The following is an 18,193-nucleotide window of genomic DNA, read 5'->3' as shown; positions in this document are numbered from 1 at the left end:
GTCGACGGCCTCTGCCGATTCATAGCCGCAACAGCCCGCTTCCCCCGCTCCAAACATCAGGAGCTGATCTATGGTTCCATCCCCCTTGATACTGGTGGGGAGTATGATATGAAAGCGGCCAAGGCTGTTCCACTTTTCGCCGAGCACGCGCCGCAGCTCCACAACTCTGGTCGCGGTTGAGGAGGCCGAAAGTCAGGGAGAAAATCTGGTGTTTGCGAATCTCGATCCGGTAATCCTGGCGCGCGCACAATTCGCGTTCACGGTCTCCTTCCACTTCATTTTTCCGGCCTTCTCCATCGGTACGGCAAGTTACCTGATGGTGCTTGAAGGGTTGTGGCTGAAGACGGGGAGCGGCGTTTACGCCAATCTCTACCGCTATTGGCTCAAGATCTTCGCCGTTGCCTTCGGCATGGGCGTGGTCTCGGGCGTGGTCATGTCCTATCAGTTTGGGACGAACTGGTCGGTGTTCTCCGCCAAGGCCGGCCCCGTCATCGGCCCGTTGATGGCCTATGAGGTTCTCACCGCGTTCTTCCTTGAAGCGGGCTTCCTCGGTGTCATGCTGTTCGGAATCAACAAGGTGGGCAAAGGGCCGCACTTTTTCGCGACCTGCATGGTCGCCGTCGGGACGCTCATCTCGGCGACCTGGATCATTTCCGTGAATAGCTGGATGCAGACGCCGGCAGGCTATGCGATCAATGCCAAGGGCCAGTTCGTGCCCGCAGGTTCGTGGCTTCCGATCATCTTCAACGCGAGCTTTCCATACCGCCTCGTTCACACGGTCATCGGGGCCTATCTGACGACGGCGATGGTCGTCGGTGCGGTCGGGGGATGGCACCTTCTGCGCGACCGCGCGAATCCCGGCGCGCGCAAGATGTTCTCGATGGCGATGTGGATGGCGGCGCTTGTCGCTCCGATCCAGATTCTCGCGGGCGATCAACACGGCCTCAACACGCTGGAGCATCAGCCGGCGAAGGTTCTCGCGATGGAAGGTCATTATGAGGCCAGCCCCGACGGCGCTTCGCTCATCCTTTTCGGCCTCCCGAGCAACAAGGATGCGGTGGTCCACGGCAAGGTCGAAATCCCCTATCTGGGATCGCTTATCCTCAAGCACGATCCCAAAGCGCCCCTCCCCGGCCTCAACGACTTCCCGCGCGATCGCTGGCCGCCCACGCCGATCGTCTTCTGGTCGTTTCGGATCATGGTGGCGATGGGCCTCGCCATGCTGGGGCTGGGACTTTGGAGCCTGCTCGCCCGCTGGCGCGGCAAGCTCTATGACTGGCACTGGCTTCACCGCGCCGCTGTCGCGCTTGGTCCGTCAGGTTTCGTCGCGGTCATAGCAGGATGGGTGACGACGGAGGTTGGGCGACAGCCCTTCACCGTTTACGGCCTGCTGCGAACCGCAGAGTCCCATTCCCCCCTGGCCGCACCCGCCGTCGCGGCGTCCCTCATCGCTTTCATCCTCGTCTATTTCGGCGCCTTCGGGGCCGGCACCTATTATCTGCTCCGGATGATGGCAAAGCCACCCGCAGCCGGTGAGCCGGAACCGTCCAAGGTGCCGCAACGTGCGGCGGGCATTACGCCGGCGAGCGGCGTCGTTGCTTCGACCGGACGAGAGGCATGAACATGGAGCACCTCGATCTCACCATAATCTGGGCCGGTATCATCGGCTTTGCTGTCTTCGCCTATGTCGTGATGGACGGGTTCGATCTGGGCATCGGCATCCTCTTTCCGAGCCTTTCGGTCGGAGAAGAGCGAGATCAGGCAATGAACTCGATCGCGCCGGTCTGGGATGGCAATGAAACATGGCTCGTGCTGGGCGGAGGCGGTCTCTTCGCGGCCTTTCCCCTTGCCTACGCCATCATCCTTCCCGCAACCTACCCGCTCATCATCGCGATGTTGCTCGGTCTCGTGTTTCGCGGGGTGGCATTCGAGTTTCGTTGGCGAGATCCGCGCCATCGTCCCTTCTGGGATGTCGCCTTCAGCTTTGGGTCCGTTCTAGCGGCGTTCTCGCAGGGGATCACGCTGGGCGCGATCCTGCAAGGCGTGCGGGTCGAGGCCGATGCCTATGCCGGGGGGTGGCTGGATTGGTTAAGCGCGTTCAGCCTCTTGACCGGCGCGGCAGTCGTGATCGGATATGCGCTTCTAGGCGCGGCCTGGCTGGTCTGGAAAACCGAAGGGCCGGGCCAACGACGCGCGCGGCGTCTGGCTTTTTGGCTCGGCGGGGCGACGCTACTCGCGCTTTTCGCCGTCAGTGCCGCGACGCCGTTCCTGACCTATGACTATTGGCGACGCTGGTTTGCGATGCCCGGCGTGCTTCTCACCGCGCAGGTTCCTCTGCTGGTGGCGATCTGCGCTGCAACCTTCTTCTGGAGCCTGAAGCGCGGCGCGGAGCGCCTGCCCTTCATTATGGCGCTTGGCCTGTTCTTTCTCGGTTTCGTTGGGCTGGGGATCAGCATCTACCCCTATGTCGTTCCCCGCGCCGTCACGATCTGGGATGCAGCCGCTCCTCCGCAAAGCCAGCTCTTCATGCTGACGGGTGCGGCCATCATCATTCCGATCATTCTCGGCTATACCGCCTGGGCCTATTGGGTGTTTCGCGGTAAGGTCGGCGCCCACGGCTATCACTGATGGATGAGCAAAAACCGCTCGGTCGACGGCTCGCCTGGATGGTCTTAATCTGGGCGGCCAGCGTTTTGGCGCTGGGGGCGGTCGCGCAGGTCATTCGCCTCATCCTCCAACCCTGACGGCAGCTCGTTTCGACGAGCTGCCGATGGAAATGCTGGCAAACAGGCGAAGGACATTCCACGGACCATGATCGTTCGATCGCAACCGAGCTTCCAAGATATCATTTTCACCGTGCATGGCTCGATCCTGCCGCGCATCGCACGGAGGCTGGCGGCGATCGCGGTCGTCAGTGTGATCGCCATCCTAGCCGCCCAAACCCATCCCGGCATTTTCGCGCGGATTTCGACGATCCCTTTCACCCTGATCGGTATCGCGCTCTCGATCTTCATGAGCTTCCGCAACAATGCCTGCTATGCGCGATGGTGGGAGGGGCGGCAGCTATGGGGCGATCTGATTATCTCGGCCCGTTCGTTCGCGCGCGAGACATCGCTTCTCCCTGACGAGGATCGGCGCGCGTTGCTCCATAGCATATGTGGCTTTGCCTGCGGCCTCACCGCACGCCTTCGCGGCGAGGACGAAATCGCCGCCATTGCGCCGTGGGTCGATATCGGCCCGGCGACAAAGAGCCCGAACGTCACGAACCTCGTGCTCGATCGTATGGGGCGCAGGCTGCTCCAGCTAAAGCAGACTGGCGTCATTACGCCGATTCACTATGCCGTCGTGGCAGAAGACATGCGATCCTTCGGCAAGGTTCAGGGCGCTTGTGAGCGGATATCCACAACGCCCGTGCCGTTCGCCTATTCTCTGCTGCTCCATCGCACCGCAATTATCTTTTGCGTGATGCTTCCCTTCGCGCTCGCAGGATCACTCGACTGGTGGACGCTCCTGCCGGTGCTCCTCACCGCCTATACCTTTTTCGGCCTCGATGCGCTGGGTCACGAGCTGGAAGACCCGTTCGGCGTCGAGCCAAACTGTCTGCCGCTGTATGCGATGAAGCGGACAATCGAGCGGGATATGTTGTCGCTGCTTGGCGAAGAAGATCTACCCGCGCCACTGGAACCCCATAAATCCGTCCTGAGCTAAATTTCCACACTCCTTGATACTGGCAGGGAGTACCCTATATTCGGGTGCTGTGCTGGATAGTCGCGTGCTTTGCCCATGCGCCCCCGACTATCTGACCCCCAAGGTCAAAATCGAGGAGCTTGTGGCGATGGCAAATGGATGGGCACCCGATAGTGCGGTGCAGGACCAGATTGATGCAACGATCATGGACGCGGTTTTCGCCGCCCGATCGCGTCTGCCTTCCGGCGAGGGTAGCACCGACTGCGAGGTTTGCGGCGACGAAATCCCGGCGAAACGCCGCACGGCCATACCCGGCGTAAGAACCTGTGTCGCCTGTCAAAGCGAGCGCGATAAGCGCCCGACCTTCACCGGCATCAATCGCCGGGGCAGCAAGGACAGCCAGTTGCGCTAATTGCGCGAGGGGGGGCCAACCACGTTATTCGAGCGCCGCTAAAGCGGCGCTGAGGATGAAGGGGGCGCCGCCCCCCTCTGTGCAAGGGCTGGACCGTCTCCGCGCGCGGGCGCGCTCCGCTTGGCGATCGGGGCGGTTTCCCCACCCTTCCGCGCCTGCGGCTTGTGCAGGGCGGGCGATCCCCCTCCCCCCCGATCGGCCCCATTTGCCCATTCACCCCCCGCTCTCGGCGAGGGCCAGAAGTCGATGTGAGCCATCGCCTTCGGCTCTATTCCAGAAAGGGACGATAATGGGTGTTACGAGTTTTCCTGCCGGCCTGCCCAATGTCGGCTATTCCATGCAGGCAGCCGCGATAGCGAGCGCGCTTGTCGAACGTGAGAACGCTGCCGACAACCGAGCAAAGCTGCGAGAGTGGCTAGATAGGATTGAAGGCCCCTTCCAACCCCTGTGGATCGACTTGGACGAAGGCCGGCATTTTGCCGAATTTCTGACCAACATGGTCCGTGTAGGGTCAGGTCTTGAGCCAGGCCCGTGCGAAGATCATGTGCCGTAACCGGGGCTCGGCCGCTCAAACTGTCAACCGCGAGGAGGCCCTAGCGCCGCCTGCTGTTATCGGCCTCGATCGCGCTCGACCGCTCGCCGGCGTTCGTTTCCCGCCCTGTCGGAAGCGACGGGCGCTCGCCCGCCTCGATCCGATCGCCCAAATCGCCATGCAGCGCCGCCAGCTCGGCCGAAAGCTGCGCCTCGCCGATCGTCCCCTCGCGCTCGCGCTCTGCCTTGGCGAAAAGGTCCAGCGTCGGCGCAAGCTCGGCCTCGGCGAACAGCGCGACGCTGGGGCCGGCGCGCCACAACCGCGCTAGATCCTCCGAACGCGCCTTGCGGGCTTGCGAGGACCGATCTTGCGCCACCGTGCCGTGCGGTAGCGCCGGCAACGCCTCGCCACGGCCGTCGATCTCCGCGCGGGTGAGTGCAGCGAGTTGATAGCGCAGCACCCGCGCCTCGGGCGTGTCGGTGGGCGATGGTTCATATTGGCGACTCAGGACGTCGACCAGCTCGGCCGTACCGGCGCTCTTGATCGTGCGCCGCCATTCCACCAGGGCGCGGCCCTCTGCGACATGATCGGGGGGTTGAAGGAGCATGAAGCGTTCGAGCAACGGATCATCCGCCACCTCGACGGGCAGAGGCATCCGGTTGCCCATAGCAGCGGCATAGGCGAACGCGGCAACCTCGGCCGTCTTCGCGAAGCCTGCGCGGTTCACGTCGCGGTCCTCGATCAACCGCCCAAGGATCGTTTCTAACACCGGCACCAAGTCCGTAACGCCGGCCTGGCCCGCGTCGATCGTGTCGAGCCGATGGAGAATGTCCTTGTGCGTCGCCTCAATCCGCGCGTTGCTCTTCGCGATCGTGTCGAGCTGCCCCTGCACCATCGTAAGGGCGTCCAGCACGGCCGCCATGATGACGTCGCTGCCTTCCGTGGTCATCGCCGTGGTCCATCCTTATCGCGTGTCCGATCGCGCTCGCGTTGCTCTCGATCCCGCTCCTGGGTCTGTCGCATGATGTCATCCGCTTTGCCCGGCTCCGGCGCCGGAGCCGACCGACTGGCGTCGTCCATCAGCGAGCGCAGACGATCCGATACGCCAGAAGGACGCTCGGCATTTGCCCCGCTCTGCGGCTGCTCGTGCGCGGACAAGTCGCTCTTGCCCGCCTCAATCTGCTCGCGCATCGCCTTCGCCCGCGCGAGCGCAGCAGCAACCGGATCTAGCGCCGTGGTCACACCTCCATCGCGACCAAGCTGGGAAGGAGCATCGCGCTCGCCTCTCGCCAATCGATCCGCCCGTACTGAATTGGGTTCCGGCGCCGGCATGGAAGCGACGAATTTCTCAAGGCTCTTGGCAATCGCCTGATCGGCGAGCGAAGGGGACGATGATAGCTCCGCGATCGACCGCTCATAGGCCGTCAACACCGCTGCCCGCTGATTGGCAAGGACAGCGTTCACCGGATCGGGAATGCCTCGGTCGCGGAAGCTCCGTGCGCGTTCGGCACGGCTTCTGTCCACGCGCGGAACCTGCCCCTTCTCCCGCACCTTCTTCGCCGCGATCGGCTCATGCTTCGGGTCGATGCCCCGCGCTCTCGCAGGAGTGGCGTTCGCCTCAATACCTCGATCTCGCAACCTCGCCGCAAACCGCTGCCGATACCGAAACAGGTCATCGCGGCTTGGATGGAAGCGCCGGCCATCATGATCGCGGCGCGCGAAAGTAAGGTGGACGTGGGGATGGTCGCGATCGACATGGAGCGACGCCACCCATGATCGGTTCGCAAACTCTTCGCGTGCGAAGTCCAGCGCCGCCTCTCTCAACCGCTCGGGATCGGTGCCCGCGGGCATAGAAAGGATCATGGAAATGGACGTAGCGCCCTTGCGACGCGCATCATCTCCCATCTCCCATTCCTGCCAATCCTGGGCAAGAATTTGCATATCCTTCCCGTCGTGGAGAATGTCGCCGTCACTTGTATAGAGCGGCACCTGCTTCTCCGCCCCATGCCCAAGGCGGCTGATATAAGAGAAGTTTGCGAGGACGTGCCCGCCGCCATGTTGACGCCCCGTAATACGGACCATCACCTCTGGCGATCGTCGCGCGGTGCGATCCATCGCCGCGATTGCACGCCCGCTGACGCCCGCATGGGAGCCGGTTCCAAAGGCGTGTTTCGTCTGCGAGCTGGGGCGGAAGGCAGTCCCCGAATGCGAAGATTTCGGAACCATGGCCGCGACCGCGAAGACAAGCATCGCGTCGCCCGACTTCGCGCTCTTGCCCTTTCCGCCACCCGATCCCATCCGATACTTCTTGGGAGGCGCATACACGCCGGCCATGGAATCGAGCGTGCCGGGGGAGAGCCGGAAGCTCACTTCCCGGCATCCTTAAACGCCCCGGTCCAATAGCCCACTTCGCCCCCGACATACGAGGACAGCTCTCGCCGCGTTGCGAACAGAAGGGCCTTCAGGTCCGCGCAGGTTTCAAGGAACGGTTCGGCGATCCGGGCTAGGTTGAGTGTGCTTTCCGGCTGATTGGCCGCGTTCATCGCATGGACGGCCTGGTTGATGTTTCGGCCGATCGCCAGCACCTGCTTACGCACCTTACCGATCTCTGTCTGCGTAACCGGCGCAAGACGAAGCATCCCGGCTTTGTCCCAAAGCTGCCATCGTAGCGCCCGTTTGATCCATTCATTGCGGGTGAGACGCAGCGGAGAACCAACCCTGTCAATCGCCTCGATCTCGCTGCGATGGAGACGCACCGTCACGCGCACCTGATCGTCGGGGTGTCCCCGCCCCTCCTCGACGCCGATTGGAAGATCGTCGTTCTCGGGAGAAAGCGCTGCTCGCGAAAGGACGTTCGCGATCCAAGCGCTACGGGTTTGCCCATTTGCGGAAGCGATGCGGTCGATCTCGGCGATCAACTCTTCCTTCAAACGCAGACTTACCATCATCCCTACAGCCCCGTGCAGCGGCGTCACATCAGCCAATGTAATACATTGGTGCCATGTGGCATATCCTGCCATCAAACATTCCCCACAACTTCGAACCTCATTTTCATGGCCCGGGCCATGAAACCCGCTGGCGCTGACCGAAGGGAAGAAGACGCGGAAAAAAGGCAATGAGGGTTTTGCGCAGCCCCTCTCAATCGCCATTCTACTCGCTGAAACGTACCGTCCTGGGCATAGCTTCATCATCGAACTGCAATACCGCTTCGATGATCCGCGCGCGTTTTCCATCGACGTCGATGAACCGGCCGGGTTCATCTGCAACAGGTTTGGATCGCGAACGGCCGGTGAGTGCGGTGGCAATTGGTGCTGCCCCCTCCCCTTCAACCTTCGCCGTTTTTGGCGATGGTTCTGGCGCGGGTGTTAAAGCGACATCCGGCGCGGGCGGGCGAGAAGGGCCGGACAACTCCCGCGCGAAGCGCTCACATTCCGCAACGCCAATGGTGCCAATCGGCGCGCCTTCTACGAACGCCCTTGTAGCGGCCTGATCGCGTCCAGCCGCTTTGACCAAGGCTGCGGCCCCTCGAACCGGAATGTCATCGAGACGTGCGGCGATGAAATCCGGCGCGTCGATCAATGCGCGAAAACGAGAGAGCCGCGCTTGATCCCGACCAGTCGCGCGAGCGAGGTCCGCGATCGTCATTCCTGCGGCAAGCTGGCGTTGAACGAACGCGACTGTATCGCGCGTCGACAACTGCTCCCGTTGGTCGTTCTCAATGAACTGATCGATCCGGACCTGGGCGGCATCGGTTTGGTCGCTGACGATCGCGTCGACCTTGATCCCAAGATGGCGACAGGCACGCCAGCGCCGTTCGCCAAAATAGATTTGATAGCGGCCGTCTGCATCAGCCGGCGCGACCGTGATGGGCTGGATTTGACCGCGTTCTTTGATCGTCGCCGCAAGGCCCTCAATCTCCGCCTGATCGATGGCGGTACGGACATTCTCAGGGTCCGGGTAAACCTGATCGACATCGAGCGCCAAAACCCGCCCCTGTTTCGCCACCTCATCCTTGGTCGCGAAAATATCTCCGAAATCCACGGTCAGACTCCCATTCTTTGCATGGCTTCGTCGAGGAACGCTCGCATGGGCGGCAGCGAAGAGCGGGTGTCCTTGTCGTGACGCCACACCGGAACGCCGGCCTGAACCGACTGGCTGTAGTGCGAGCGGTCTGGAAGGTATGCCGCGAACAGGTTCCGCCCGATCTTCGCCTTCAGCTCAGCGAGCATCGCGAGCTGGTTGCGATCGTTCGCCTTCACGCGATTTGCGACGAGGCCGACGACGTTGATCGGTGTTGATCGGCCCCGTTGGTTCACGGTCTGAATCGAGTTGGATAGCTGCTTTGTGGAATCCGGACCGAACGGCCCTAGCTCAACCGGCACGATCAGATCGTCGCACATCATCAGCGCCGCAAAGTTTATCCAGCTCCACGCGGGCGGGGTGTCGATCACACAGAAATCGAAGTGCGGTGCCAGCTTCGGCAGGCTCGCCCTGAATGCCGAAAGAGCGCCCGAATAATTCGAGTCATACTCTCCGTGCATCCGGTTGGAGTAAATCGCCAATCGGCCGGTTTCGGGTGGTTCAAAGCCCGGTTCAAAAAGCGGCTTGCATGATCCCAACTGTTCGAACTCGCGCAACGCTGTGGTGGCGTTGCACTGGCGGTCTAGGTCGAGGACCAAAACGCGATGTCCGGCATCGGCAAGGTGCCAAGCTAAGTGACATGCGATCGTCGTCTTACCGGCGCCGCCCTTTTCGATGTTGATTGCGATCGTCTTCATCGCCCGCCGTCCCGCCATGAGCGTCGCGCCCACCACCACGTTTCTCTATCCGCGTCTTCGATGCGGTTCGCGTCATCCTGACGCGCTCCGCGTGAGGCTAAAACCATCACGACGATGATCGCGAGGATGATTAGCCCTGCCTGCTCAATGCCGCTCATGTGCCTTCACCTCCGACGCCTTCGCGCCCCTCGATCATCGCGCGAAATTCCTCGATCGTTTGCCAGTAAGAGCGATGGCCGCGCTGGTTCGTGAACTCCACGAACCAATCGATCGTCTCTTGTGGCCCTTTGACATAGACGCTTCCCTGCGGAGGGGCGGCCTTGCGCCGCCTCCGTGGTGCAGTGTCAGCCGTGGCAGTCTCGCGCTCGGCACGATCGACAAAGCCTAATGCCGCTCCGCGCTCAAGCGCAGCGGCCTCCCGCTTCGGATCGGTAGGCATCGGCGCTCGCTGGATGCCGCTAAGGTCTAGCGGCTTCTGTGGTTGCCGCCCGTGATGCAAGAGGGTTTTTACACCAATGTGCGAGTGATCGAGCGCGGTCTTCTGTAAGGCCTGTATGCGCGGCATTTTCGAAAGACCGCTGGCCGGTATGGTGATCCGCAGATCAGGTCCAAATCTCGCAAGAGAGCTTGAAGCTCGGAGCCGCTAACTGGTTTTCCTGATCTAGATCTGTTCGATCATTTTGCCCATTCGGGTCGTCGCCTTCTCACACTCCCTTCATCCGCGTGGCATGGACTACTCTGATATCAAGCAGTCATAGCCAGCGCCGGATCTCGATAATTCTCATTTCTGGTCAGCATGGCCCAGATTTGCCGAGCCATCTTGTTGGCCAGGGCGATCGCCACGAGCATTCTGGGCTTGCGACCCAGCATGCCAGCGAGCCACGAACCTTCCGGGATCGATTTTCGCCCCATCCAGTTCAGCCGCGACATTGCTCCGATGATCAGCATCTGTCGGATATCGGCCTGTCCCGCCTTGGTGATGCGACCAAGCCTTTCCTTGCCGCCCGAGGAAAACTGGCGAGGGACCAGGCCGAGCCAAGCCGCAAAATCCCGGCCCTTGCGAAAGCTCTCCATTGGTGGCGCAAAGGCTTCCACCGCCATCGCCGTTAGTGGCCCAACGCCCGGAACGGTCTGCAGGCGTCGAGCACTATCCGTTGCGGCCGCCAACGCCTTGATCTTTGCGGTCCGGCCCGCGATCCGGTCCGTCTGTTCGCTGATCTGATCGAGCATCTCCACGCATTCCTCCCGCATCAGCGCGGGCAGATCACTGTTCGGGGCCTCCACTATCTCGCGAATGCGCTTGATATGCTGGATGCCCAACGGAACGACGTGGCCATATTCGTAAAGACTGGCCCTGAGCGCGTTCACGAGTTCGGTACGCTGGCGGACGAGACGCTGCCGTGAGCGGTACAGGATGGCACTGCTCTGCTGATCGGCGGTCCTGGGTTGAACAAAGCGCATTTCCGGCCGCTGCGCGGCAATCACGATCGCTTCCGCGTCGGCCTCGTCATTCTTCTGACGTTTGACGAACGGCTTCACGTAATGCGGCGCGATCAGCCTGACCTCATGACCAAGCCGGACCATCTCCCTGGCCCAGTGATGCGCGCTGCCACACGCCTCCATCACGACCACTGCCGGGGGTTGGTCGGCCATGAACTTGGGGAAGTTCTGTCGCGATAGCTTTTTGCGAAATCTGAGCTCGCCCGTCATCGAGGCGCCGTGCACCTGGAAAACGGACTTTGCCAAATCCACCCCGATCATCGTATCGTTTGTCACGGTTGCCGTCCTTTCTGCTCAGTGGCCTCAAACTCCACTTTTCTGGCACATCGCGATGCCGTCTGGGAGGGCGGCAACCACCCCATCTTGCAATGATGATCGCCTGGAACTGGAATAAAGGGCGCTTTCCCGCTCGCTTTGCATGACACGGATCAGTGCGGGAAACTCACTTTCTGTGAGACACGAACCGCTTTGGGTGCGACGGACGCACAATGATGATCCGTCCGCTTACGAACAAAGAACAGTGAGTGGGAAGCGCCGCGCAGCTTCGGGACCTGCATTGTCGAAAGCTGCCCTTCGCTGAGTGTCAAGACCGTTCGGTTGTGCCACCGGGCGAAGGATCACTCATCAGACCCATACCCCGAACCGCAACTCGTATCCGGCCCAATTCAATCGGCTAAAGCCCGACGAAAAGGGTTGCGCTCAGCACATGGTTGGCCCGGTCCTCGCCACGCCGAAAGATGTGCTGATTCAGATAGCCCGGTTCCAATCGCATCCGAGGTGCGACCGGCACGCCGATGCCGACGAAGGTGCGCCACTGGTCCACGCCGTCACGGGCGCCCCACCGCGTTGAGTTCAGGTTGAGAAAGCCTTCGGTGAAGGCGACCGCCTGCACCGTTCCCTGGCGTGCGATCGGCACCTGTAACCGGACGAACTGTCGCAACCTCCACCCGGTATCATCCTGTCCCTCCAGCATGCGCTGTTCGAGCCGCGTCCGGCTGATGATGAGGGGGGTGCCGTTACCGTTCCGCACAGCGGCGAACTGAACTTGCTGCCAGAGCCGGTGCTCGTTCGTGGTCCGGCCGCCTTCCGGATCCGTGCGGATATAGGCGTAACCCGCGATGGCATGAGCGTCAGGTGCTATCCGCGCACCGATCGCGGGCCGTACAATGAACTGGCTGCCTCCCCCGACGTCATCGGTCGCCCGCGCCTGCGCTTCCAGCCAGACGAAAAGGTCGCCCCGGACTGGTCCTGTCGCGATCACTGAACCCCATGCCTGAGTGTCGTCCTGCGCTTGGGCAGAAGAACCGATGACTGCGCTCGCCAGACAGGCGAGAGGAAGCGCAATGTGTCGGACCATCGACATGGCCATTTAACTGTTACCCTTTCATTGCATTGCCCAACCCGGGCTGACTATTTCGGCATTGGTTTGAGACTTGAGATTACGGTTGACCCGCTGAGCCATTAGCTGAGGGCAAATGCTCCGACCGCGGCCCCGATCGCCAGAACGACGGGCGTGGCGAGCTTGCTTTTCCAGCGGTACATGACGGCGAGCGCGACAGCGAAGATGAGCACGCTCGCGATCTGGTTCGGTGTTCGCGTGGCCGTGGTGCGGGCAAGATCGATTACCGTCACCACGATCAGACCGACGACACCTGCCGCCACCCCGGCGAAAAAGAGCTGGAGCCGCTTGTGCTCGACGACGGCTTCCAGGCGATCGTAGAACAGGAGCGAGAAGGCGAAGGCGGGCAGGAACATGCCGGCCGTCATCGCCAGTGCGCCGGCCAGCCCCCCGCTGATCCAGCCTACGAACGTCGCGAAGATTACGAGCGGCGCAGGCAGGATGCCCGACAGACCGAGGCCATCGAGGAATTGCCCATCGGTCATCCAGCCCCGGCCCACCGTGTCGTTCCGAATGAACGGGATCGCCGTGTACGCCCCACCGAAGGTCAGCAGGCCGCCCTTCAACCCCGCCCAAAAGAGCGCGGCGACCGTAGGAGCGGGCTCCCGCACGACGGTCGTCGCCCCCGCCAGGGCAGTATCGCCCGTCCAGGTCAGGGTCGCCACACCAACTGCCAGCGCCACCACGACCGTGGCCAGTGCGTAACGACCGGTGGAGCCGAGCGCATAGACTGCTCCTGCTGCGAGAAGCACGATCCAGAAACTGACCCCGGCAAGCGACGCTGCCGCAGCAGCAATGGCGACAGCCCACAGCCACGGTCCGAGCAGGATATGCTCGCCGATGCGGTGGATTGCGCGCACGATGACCGCGATGACCGCCGCCTGGACGCCGAGAAAAATGGCACCGAACACGGTCCCCTGGATCGGCAGCCGAGTATAGGCCCAGGCGAGCACGAGCATCAGAACGAGGCCCGGCAGCATGAAGCCCAGCCCGGCGAGGACACCCCCCAGACGCCCCTTGGCACGGATGCCGAGATGGACGCACAGCTCATGCGCCTCCGGTCCGGGCAGCACCTGCATCACGGCCAGGAGCTTGTTGAACCGGTCGCTGGGAATCCAGCGTTCCTCGTTGACCAGCTCGCGCCGGATCATCGCGATCTGTGCCACCGGACCACCGAACGCCATCATCCCGAAACGGAGGAAGCGCAGGAACAGCGCGGGATAGCTCAGCTCAGGTGGCCTAGCTTCGTCGCTAACCGAGCTTGTGGGGGCGAAATGCTCGATATGTGCCATCATCCGGCCCCTTGTCCGCGGCGTTGTTTGGAGAAATGCGCGTGGAAACCATCAAGCGCGCCCGAGCCTCGGGCGATCCGCTCCCCGTCATCATCGGTTCCCGCGCAGATGCCGTTGACCAGCGCGGCGATCCCCGCCGCTTCCGGCCGGCCGAACTTGCCGTCCGCAATGTCGAGGTCATGGATGATCTCGGCGAGCGCGATGAGTGCCCGGTCAGCATCGAGACCCGTCCGATATACCAGTGTTTCGAAGGAGCAGCGGTCGCCCTCGTGCGTGAACTCCGCGTCCGCCATGTCAAAACGCAGTTCGTCCGGCTCGGGCACATAGCCCTTGCCGTCCACGAACTTGAAGGTGGCTTGCGGATCAATGAACCGGCGGATCAGCCAGGCCGACGCGATGCGATCGACATGGACATGCCGGCGCGTGACCCAGGTGCGGCCCTTCAACTCCGCGGGCGTCAACTCCGGCGCGCCTGTCCCGCTCACGTCCGGATGTTCATGGACGCGGCGGTCCGCGTCGGCGAGGGCGGCCAAGACAGCTTGCCGCCCGTGCGCGCCGAAAAAGTCGATCGCGGCGATCTCGTGCAGACGCCTTCTAAGCCGCCTGGTATCCGCTAGGGCGACCTCGCCGCCTTCGGTCAACGAGCGTAACTCACGCGCCAGATCGTCATAATCGGCGTCGCGAGCCGCGTCGAACATGGCGCGAAGTTCCGCACCGGTCATGCCTTCAACAAGCCGGGCCTCCAGGATCAGTGCCTCGCCGCCGCCCCCGGTAATCTCCGCCCGCAACTCCTCGAACAGCGCGCGCGTGTCCGGACGCAGGGGGAGCGCGTGCACAGCGTTTTTTAGTGGGGCGGCACCGATCGCCTGCAAGCGCCGCCACACCCGCACGCGCAGATAAGCCGGCTTGGCCGGTAGCTGCGGGATCAGCAGCAGCCAGTCATGTGGTTCGATCAAAGGATCATCAGTCATGCAGCATCTGTATCATATTGCCGATATAATCGTACACTTGTATCGTTTTACGCTACGAGCTAAATGTTGGCCGAAGACGCCGTGGTGCATACCGGCCGCGCGCATTGCGAACGCGGCTAACCAGTCGAGTCCAAGGAGAGAAGCATTGCGTTACCTGCTGCTACCGCTTGCTGCGCTGTTCGCTACACCGGCAATCGCTCAGACCGCTCCGCAAATGGCACCGGCCCAGGCAAACGGCGACAGGTGGGCACCAGTGGACCAGAATCTTGGCCGGCGCGGGACGACGCAGCCGGACGGGGTTCGCCGTTATGCATTTCCACGCTCCGACCTGAACGTCCAGCTCGACGGCGTGGCGATCAAGCCCGCGCTGGCGCTCGGCTCCTGGCTCGCCTTCATGCCAATGAGCGAACAGGCAATGGTCATGGGCGACCTCGTGTTGACGCATGACGAGGTGAACCCGGTGATGAGCAAGCTGCTCGCAAGTGGCTTCACGGTGACGGCGCTCCATAATCATCTGCTCCGTTCCTCGCCGGCGACGATGTACCTGCATGTCGGCGGGCACGGCGATCCGGGTGAGATGGCGAAGAACCTGCGATCGGCACTCGCCGAAAGCCGGACGCCGATGACCGCGCCCGCCAAGGTAGCGGATGCCAAACTCGACTTCGACACCGCCGCGATCGACGGGATCATGGGCGGCAAGGGCAAGCCCAACGGAGGCGTCTACCAGTTCGGCTTTCCCCGCGCTGAAAAGTTGAGCGACAGCGGAATGCCGGCACCCGCCTCGATGGGCACGGCAACGGCGCTCAACTTTCAGCCAACCGGCGGTGGCAAGGCTGCGATCACGGGTGATTTCGTGCTTACGGCCGCCGAGGTCGACCCGGTACTTCGTGCTTTAAGGTCAAACGGGATCGAGGTGACCGCGCTCCATAACCATATGCTGGACGACCAGCCGCGGCTCTTCTTCATGCACTTCTGGGCAAACGATGACGCGCGCAAGTTGGCCCGCGGGCTTCGCGCTGCATTGGACAAGACCAACATCGTCCGCCCCGCTGCGGGCTGAACATCCGAAGGCCGTTGCAAATCAGGAGCCGATCAATGCGGACGTTATTAGGTATGTCTCTTTGCGCGCTAGCGATGGCGAGCTCTGCGGTGCCGTTCTCGCCGTCCCTCGCTCAATCCGGGATCAGCACGAACCCGGCACCTGTGGAAACCATAGGGTATTCGAGCGCCGTGGAGGCGTTGAGCAAATATGAGGTTGATTCCAGTCGGCTCGCGCTGGCCCGATCGCAAGACAAGGCTTTGCGTGTTTTCGCGCAGCAGATGGTCGAGCACCATAGCCGCCAGGTGCCAAGTCGATCCGGCGTTGGTGGCTCCGGCGCTGGAGGTGCGCTCGACGGCCCTTTGTCGGAAATGCTGAACTCTTTGGAGAACGTGCCGAGCGCCGAGTTCAACGCGGCTTACAAACGCGGGCAAATCGCTGCACACGAGGAGGCGCTGAAAGTTCATGGTGCCTACGCAGCGCGCGGTAGCGATTCGACGGCACGGGCAAAGGCTGAAGCGGCCATGCCCGCGATCCAGAAGCATTTGAATGCTGCGCGCAATCTGCCGAGTGCTTGAGAAGTCTTGATCCTCGATCGAATGGTGGTGGTTTTACAACCGGGTTGGTTGTGCCGCTGCCGCATGCCCATCAATTTTTGCGGGCATAGAAGTTTCGGAACCCCGGTTCGAAATGCCCGCCCTTAAGAATCGGAAGTCCGCTGCGCCCGAGCTATGAGCACTTCCCGCCAATTTTTGGCGACGCCGGCACCGCAAGGAAAACGAGGGTTTGCGTGACGATCGCTGGCCCTGTCCGATCGTAGGCGATCCATGTCACGCAACCCGTCACTCGATCTATGCGCCGCAAAGGCTCGGGCTTAGCGTACGATTCCGAACATCCTCTCACTGGCTCTGTTGCAAACTGTGATGACGGGCGCAGTTCGTCTCATGGCTGTTCGAGCGGTGCCCATTAGGCTGCTTCAAGTTCCATCCGTTTGCCGATGAGTTGAATGGCTTCGGTGAGGGCGCAAGCGCCGAGGCCGAAGGCACGCTCGACCAGCCGCGCCTCGCCGCAAATGTCGCGGGTGAGATTGAAGGCAGCTGCCTGTCCCTTGCGCAGGGCCCGCATCACCTCGAAGCCTTTGATCGTCGCATACGCCGTCTTCAGTGTCTTGAAACCCCGCACCGGCCGGATCAGCTGCTTCAGCTTGCCATGGTCAGCCTCAACGACGTTGTTCAGATACTTCACCTGGCGATGCTGGGTATCCTTGGGACATTTGCCTTCCGCTTTCAGTTCAGCAATGGCGGCGGTGTAGGTCGGCGCCTTATCGGTATTGATGATCTCGGGTTTCTCCCAGTCCTTCAACCCGCCCAGCGCCTTGCCCAGGAAACGCTTCGCAGCCTTCGTATTCCGCGTTGGCGAGAGATAAAAATCGATCGTGTTCCCGTCCTTGTCGACCGCGCGATACAGATACGTCCAGGCACCACGAACCTTGATATAGGTCTCATCGACCCGCCAACTCGTCGAGGCAGGGCGGCGCCATTGCCAGCGCAGCCGCTTCTCGATCTCCGGGGCGTATCTCTGAACCCAGCGGTAGATCGTGGAATGGTCAACATTCACGCCACGTTCGCCCATCATCTGCTCAAGATCCCGGTAGCTGATGCCATACCGGCAGTACCATCGCACCGCCCAAAGCACGATCTCACCCTCAAAATGCCGCCCTTTGAACCCTGACATCGCGCCACCCTCACTCTCGGCAAGACAGATCACCGAAAATCGGATCAGTTTGCAACAGAGCCCTCTTTGGACCGCCGAACCCCTCCCCCTTTCCTTCCCCGCACCGGTCGCCTTGGTGGACCGCGGGGTGCGCGCTTAGCGCGTCGGCGTCCTCGGTTCGCGTCGTTCGAGAAACACGAAGAAGAGCATCACCAGCGGCAATGCCAGTAAGTAGAGGATCGGATGGATCGCCATGGCGGTCAGGAGGACCGCGGCTGTTGCTGAAAGGAGAGCGAGCGACTGCCAGAAGCGGGGCGATACTCGCGAAAAAACGGCACCGATTTTATTGAAAGCGGGGAGGACTTTCTTGGACACCGGCCTTCTCCTGCATTGATTATCGCGTGTCGCGGTTCGCCACGACCGTCACTGCGGTGTGCCTCGGTTTGCGTCTGAATCGAGAGACAGTGGGTCGGACCAACGCAGTGCGAGGACGATGATGGCTGTCAGGGCGCCTGCCCCGCAAACGAGCCAAGCTATAAGGAAGCCGCGGGTCGCGACGGAATAGGTCAGGATGGCGACCCCGGCGCCCGCGACCCCGATGGCCTCGCGCCGATCGATATAGGTGTTCAGATAAACGAAGAAGCCTCCGGCGACACCCAAGCCCGTTATGGCGAGCAGCCATTGGTAATCCTCGGGCAGGTATTGCAGGCTCCACAAGCCCGTCGCAGCGGCAATGCCGGCGAGAACGAGAATAGCGAACAGGCGCCAATTGCGGCGGGCCGGCAACGTACGGACACCGGCGAGTTCATGCGAGGGTTGGGTATCCGGCATGCGTGATCTCCTCACTTCAAGGCTAGCATTACAGTTGCG

Annotated in this window: 21 protein-coding genes; 8 read left to right on the top strand and 13 right to left on the bottom strand. The window is 62.0% G+C overall.

What is annotated here, in order from left to right; all coding sequences use genetic code 11:
* Positions 1–208: 208 nt before the first annotated feature.
* The 6 genes from E2E30_RS18980 (at position 209) to E2E30_RS20855 (ending at position 4,652) form a co-directional block, all read left to right on the top strand.
* Positions 209–1,621 carry a cytochrome ubiquinol oxidase subunit I gene (locus tag E2E30_RS18980; protein ID WP_133192243.1) on the top strand — a complete coding sequence of 471 codons (1,413 nt, stop codon included), beginning with the start codon at positions 209–211 and terminating at the stop codon, positions 1,619–1,621.
* A 2-nt stretch (positions 1,622–1,623) separates the two neighbouring features.
* Positions 1,624–2,628: a cytochrome d ubiquinol oxidase subunit II gene (gene cydB, locus E2E30_RS18975; RefSeq protein WP_133192366.1), complete on the top strand. Its 1,005-nt coding sequence runs from the start codon at positions 1,624–1,626 to the stop codon at positions 2,626–2,628.
* On the top strand, positions 2,628–2,744 hold the full coding sequence (locus E2E30_RS18970) for a DUF2474 domain-containing protein (protein ID WP_133192242.1): 117 nt from the start codon (positions 2,628–2,630) through the stop codon (positions 2,742–2,744). The genes cydB and E2E30_RS18970 overlap by 1 nt, the downstream gene beginning before the upstream one ends.
* 67 nt (positions 2,745–2,811) lie before the next feature.
* The gene (locus E2E30_RS18965) at positions 2,812–3,708 is read left to right on the top strand and encodes a bestrophin family protein (RefSeq protein ID WP_133192241.1); all 897 of its coding nucleotides are present in this window, start codon (positions 2,812–2,814) and stop codon (positions 3,706–3,708) included.
* Positions 3,709–3,835: 127 nt separating this feature from the next.
* A complete protein-coding gene (locus E2E30_RS18960) occupies positions 3,836–4,099 on the top strand; it encodes a DksA/TraR family C4-type zinc finger protein (protein WP_024310576.1) in 264 nt (87 codons plus the stop codon).
* 289 nt (positions 4,100–4,388) lie between these two features.
* Entirely contained in the window at positions 4,389–4,652 is a 264-nt protein-coding gene (locus E2E30_RS20855; protein WP_165954593.1) for a hypothetical protein, read from the top strand.
* Between the two features lie 40 nt (positions 4,653–4,692).
* Here the strand turns inward: E2E30_RS20855 and E2E30_RS18950 are convergent, their stop codons facing one another.
* From E2E30_RS18950 to E2E30_RS18905, 10 genes are all read right to left on the bottom strand, one after another.
* Entirely contained in the window at positions 4,693–5,580 is an 888-nt protein-coding gene (locus E2E30_RS18950) for a hypothetical protein (protein WP_133192239.1), read from the bottom strand.
* Positions 5,577–7,001 (bottom strand): relaxase/mobilization nuclease domain-containing protein, encoded by a 1,425-nt coding sequence (locus tag E2E30_RS18945; RefSeq protein ID WP_240699143.1) that lies wholly within the window; start codon positions 6,999–7,001, stop codon positions 5,577–5,579. The genes E2E30_RS18950 and E2E30_RS18945 overlap by 4 nt, the downstream gene beginning before the upstream one ends.
* Positions 6,998–7,579 carry a hypothetical protein gene (locus E2E30_RS18940; RefSeq protein ID WP_133192363.1) on the bottom strand — a complete coding sequence of 194 codons (582 nt, stop codon included), beginning with the start codon at positions 7,577–7,579 and terminating at the stop codon, positions 6,998–7,000. Before E2E30_RS18940 ends, E2E30_RS18945 begins: the two co-directional genes overlap by 4 nt.
* Before the next feature lie 202 nt (positions 7,580–7,781).
* Positions 7,782–8,672, bottom strand: coding sequence for a ParB/RepB/Spo0J family partition protein (locus E2E30_RS18935; protein ID WP_240699142.1), 891 nt, complete (start codon positions 8,670–8,672; stop codon positions 7,782–7,784).
* Positions 8,673–8,674: 2 nt separating this feature from the next.
* Positions 8,675–9,409 (bottom strand): ParA family protein, encoded by a 735-nt coding sequence (locus tag E2E30_RS18930; RefSeq protein ID WP_133192238.1) that lies wholly within the window; start codon positions 9,407–9,409, stop codon positions 8,675–8,677.
* Positions 9,410–9,563: 154 nt separating this feature from the next.
* Positions 9,564–9,974 (bottom strand): hypothetical protein, encoded by a 411-nt coding sequence (locus tag E2E30_RS18925; protein WP_133192237.1) that lies wholly within the window; start codon positions 9,972–9,974, stop codon positions 9,564–9,566.
* 179 nt (positions 9,975–10,153) lie between these two features.
* Complete coding sequence (locus E2E30_RS18920) at positions 10,154–11,170, bottom strand: IS110 family transposase (protein WP_037533488.1); 1,017 nt, start codon at positions 11,168–11,170, stop codon at positions 10,154–10,156.
* Positions 11,171–11,582: 412 nt separating this feature from the next.
* A complete protein-coding gene (locus E2E30_RS18915; RefSeq protein ID WP_133192236.1) occupies positions 11,583–12,278 on the bottom strand; it encodes a DUF2490 domain-containing protein in 696 nt (231 codons plus the stop codon).
* A gap of 92 nt (positions 12,279–12,370) precedes the next feature.
* On the bottom strand, positions 12,371–13,537 hold the full coding sequence (gene chrA / locus E2E30_RS18910; RefSeq protein WP_443018416.1) for a chromate efflux transporter: 1,167 nt from the start codon (positions 13,535–13,537) through the stop codon (positions 12,371–12,373).
* A gap of 62 nt (positions 13,538–13,599) precedes the next feature.
* Positions 13,600–14,571, bottom strand: coding sequence for a chromate resistance protein ChrB domain-containing protein (locus E2E30_RS18905; RefSeq protein ID WP_240699141.1), 972 nt, complete (start codon positions 14,569–14,571; stop codon positions 13,600–13,602).
* Between the two features lie 214 nt (positions 14,572–14,785).
* Here E2E30_RS18905 and E2E30_RS18900 point away from each other — a divergent pair, with 214 nt between their 5' ends.
* Positions 14,786–15,631 carry a DUF1259 domain-containing protein gene (locus E2E30_RS18900; protein ID WP_133192360.1) on the top strand — a complete coding sequence of 282 codons (846 nt, stop codon included), beginning with the start codon at positions 14,786–14,788 and terminating at the stop codon, positions 15,629–15,631.
* Between the two features lie 35 nt (positions 15,632–15,666).
* The gene (locus tag E2E30_RS18895) at positions 15,667–16,188 is read left to right on the top strand and encodes a DUF4142 domain-containing protein (protein ID WP_133192234.1); all 522 of its coding nucleotides are present in this window, start codon (positions 15,667–15,669) and stop codon (positions 16,186–16,188) included.
* Positions 16,189–16,576: 388 nt separating this feature from the next.
* Here E2E30_RS18895 and E2E30_RS18890 read toward each other — a convergent pair whose 3' ends face one another.
* The 3 genes from E2E30_RS18890 to E2E30_RS18880 all read right to left on the bottom strand — a co-directional run bounded on the left by E2E30_RS18890 (position 16,577) and on the right by E2E30_RS18880 (position 18,154).
* The gene (locus tag E2E30_RS18890) at positions 16,577–17,344 is read right to left on the bottom strand and encodes an IS6 family transposase (protein WP_066521070.1); all 768 of its coding nucleotides are present in this window, start codon (positions 17,342–17,344) and stop codon (positions 16,577–16,579) included.
* A gap of 135 nt (positions 17,345–17,479) precedes the next feature.
* Positions 17,480–17,698: a hypothetical protein gene (locus tag E2E30_RS18885; protein ID WP_133192233.1), complete on the bottom strand. Its 219-nt coding sequence runs from the start codon at positions 17,696–17,698 to the stop codon at positions 17,480–17,482.
* Between the two features lie 48 nt (positions 17,699–17,746).
* A complete protein-coding gene (locus tag E2E30_RS18880) occupies positions 17,747–18,154 on the bottom strand; it encodes a hypothetical protein (RefSeq protein WP_133192232.1) in 408 nt (135 codons plus the stop codon).
* Positions 18,155–18,193 lie beyond the last annotated feature (39 nt).

Origin of the sequence: Sphingomonas sp. AAP5 (genome assembly GCF_004354345.1) — a bacterium.
In the GTDB taxonomy this organism is placed as follows: Bacteria; Pseudomonadota; Alphaproteobacteria; order Sphingomonadales; family Sphingomonadaceae; genus Sphingomonas; species Sphingomonas glacialis.
The sequence above is the reverse complement of the archived record's forward strand: the minus strand, read 5'-3'. Positions and strand labels throughout refer to the sequence as shown.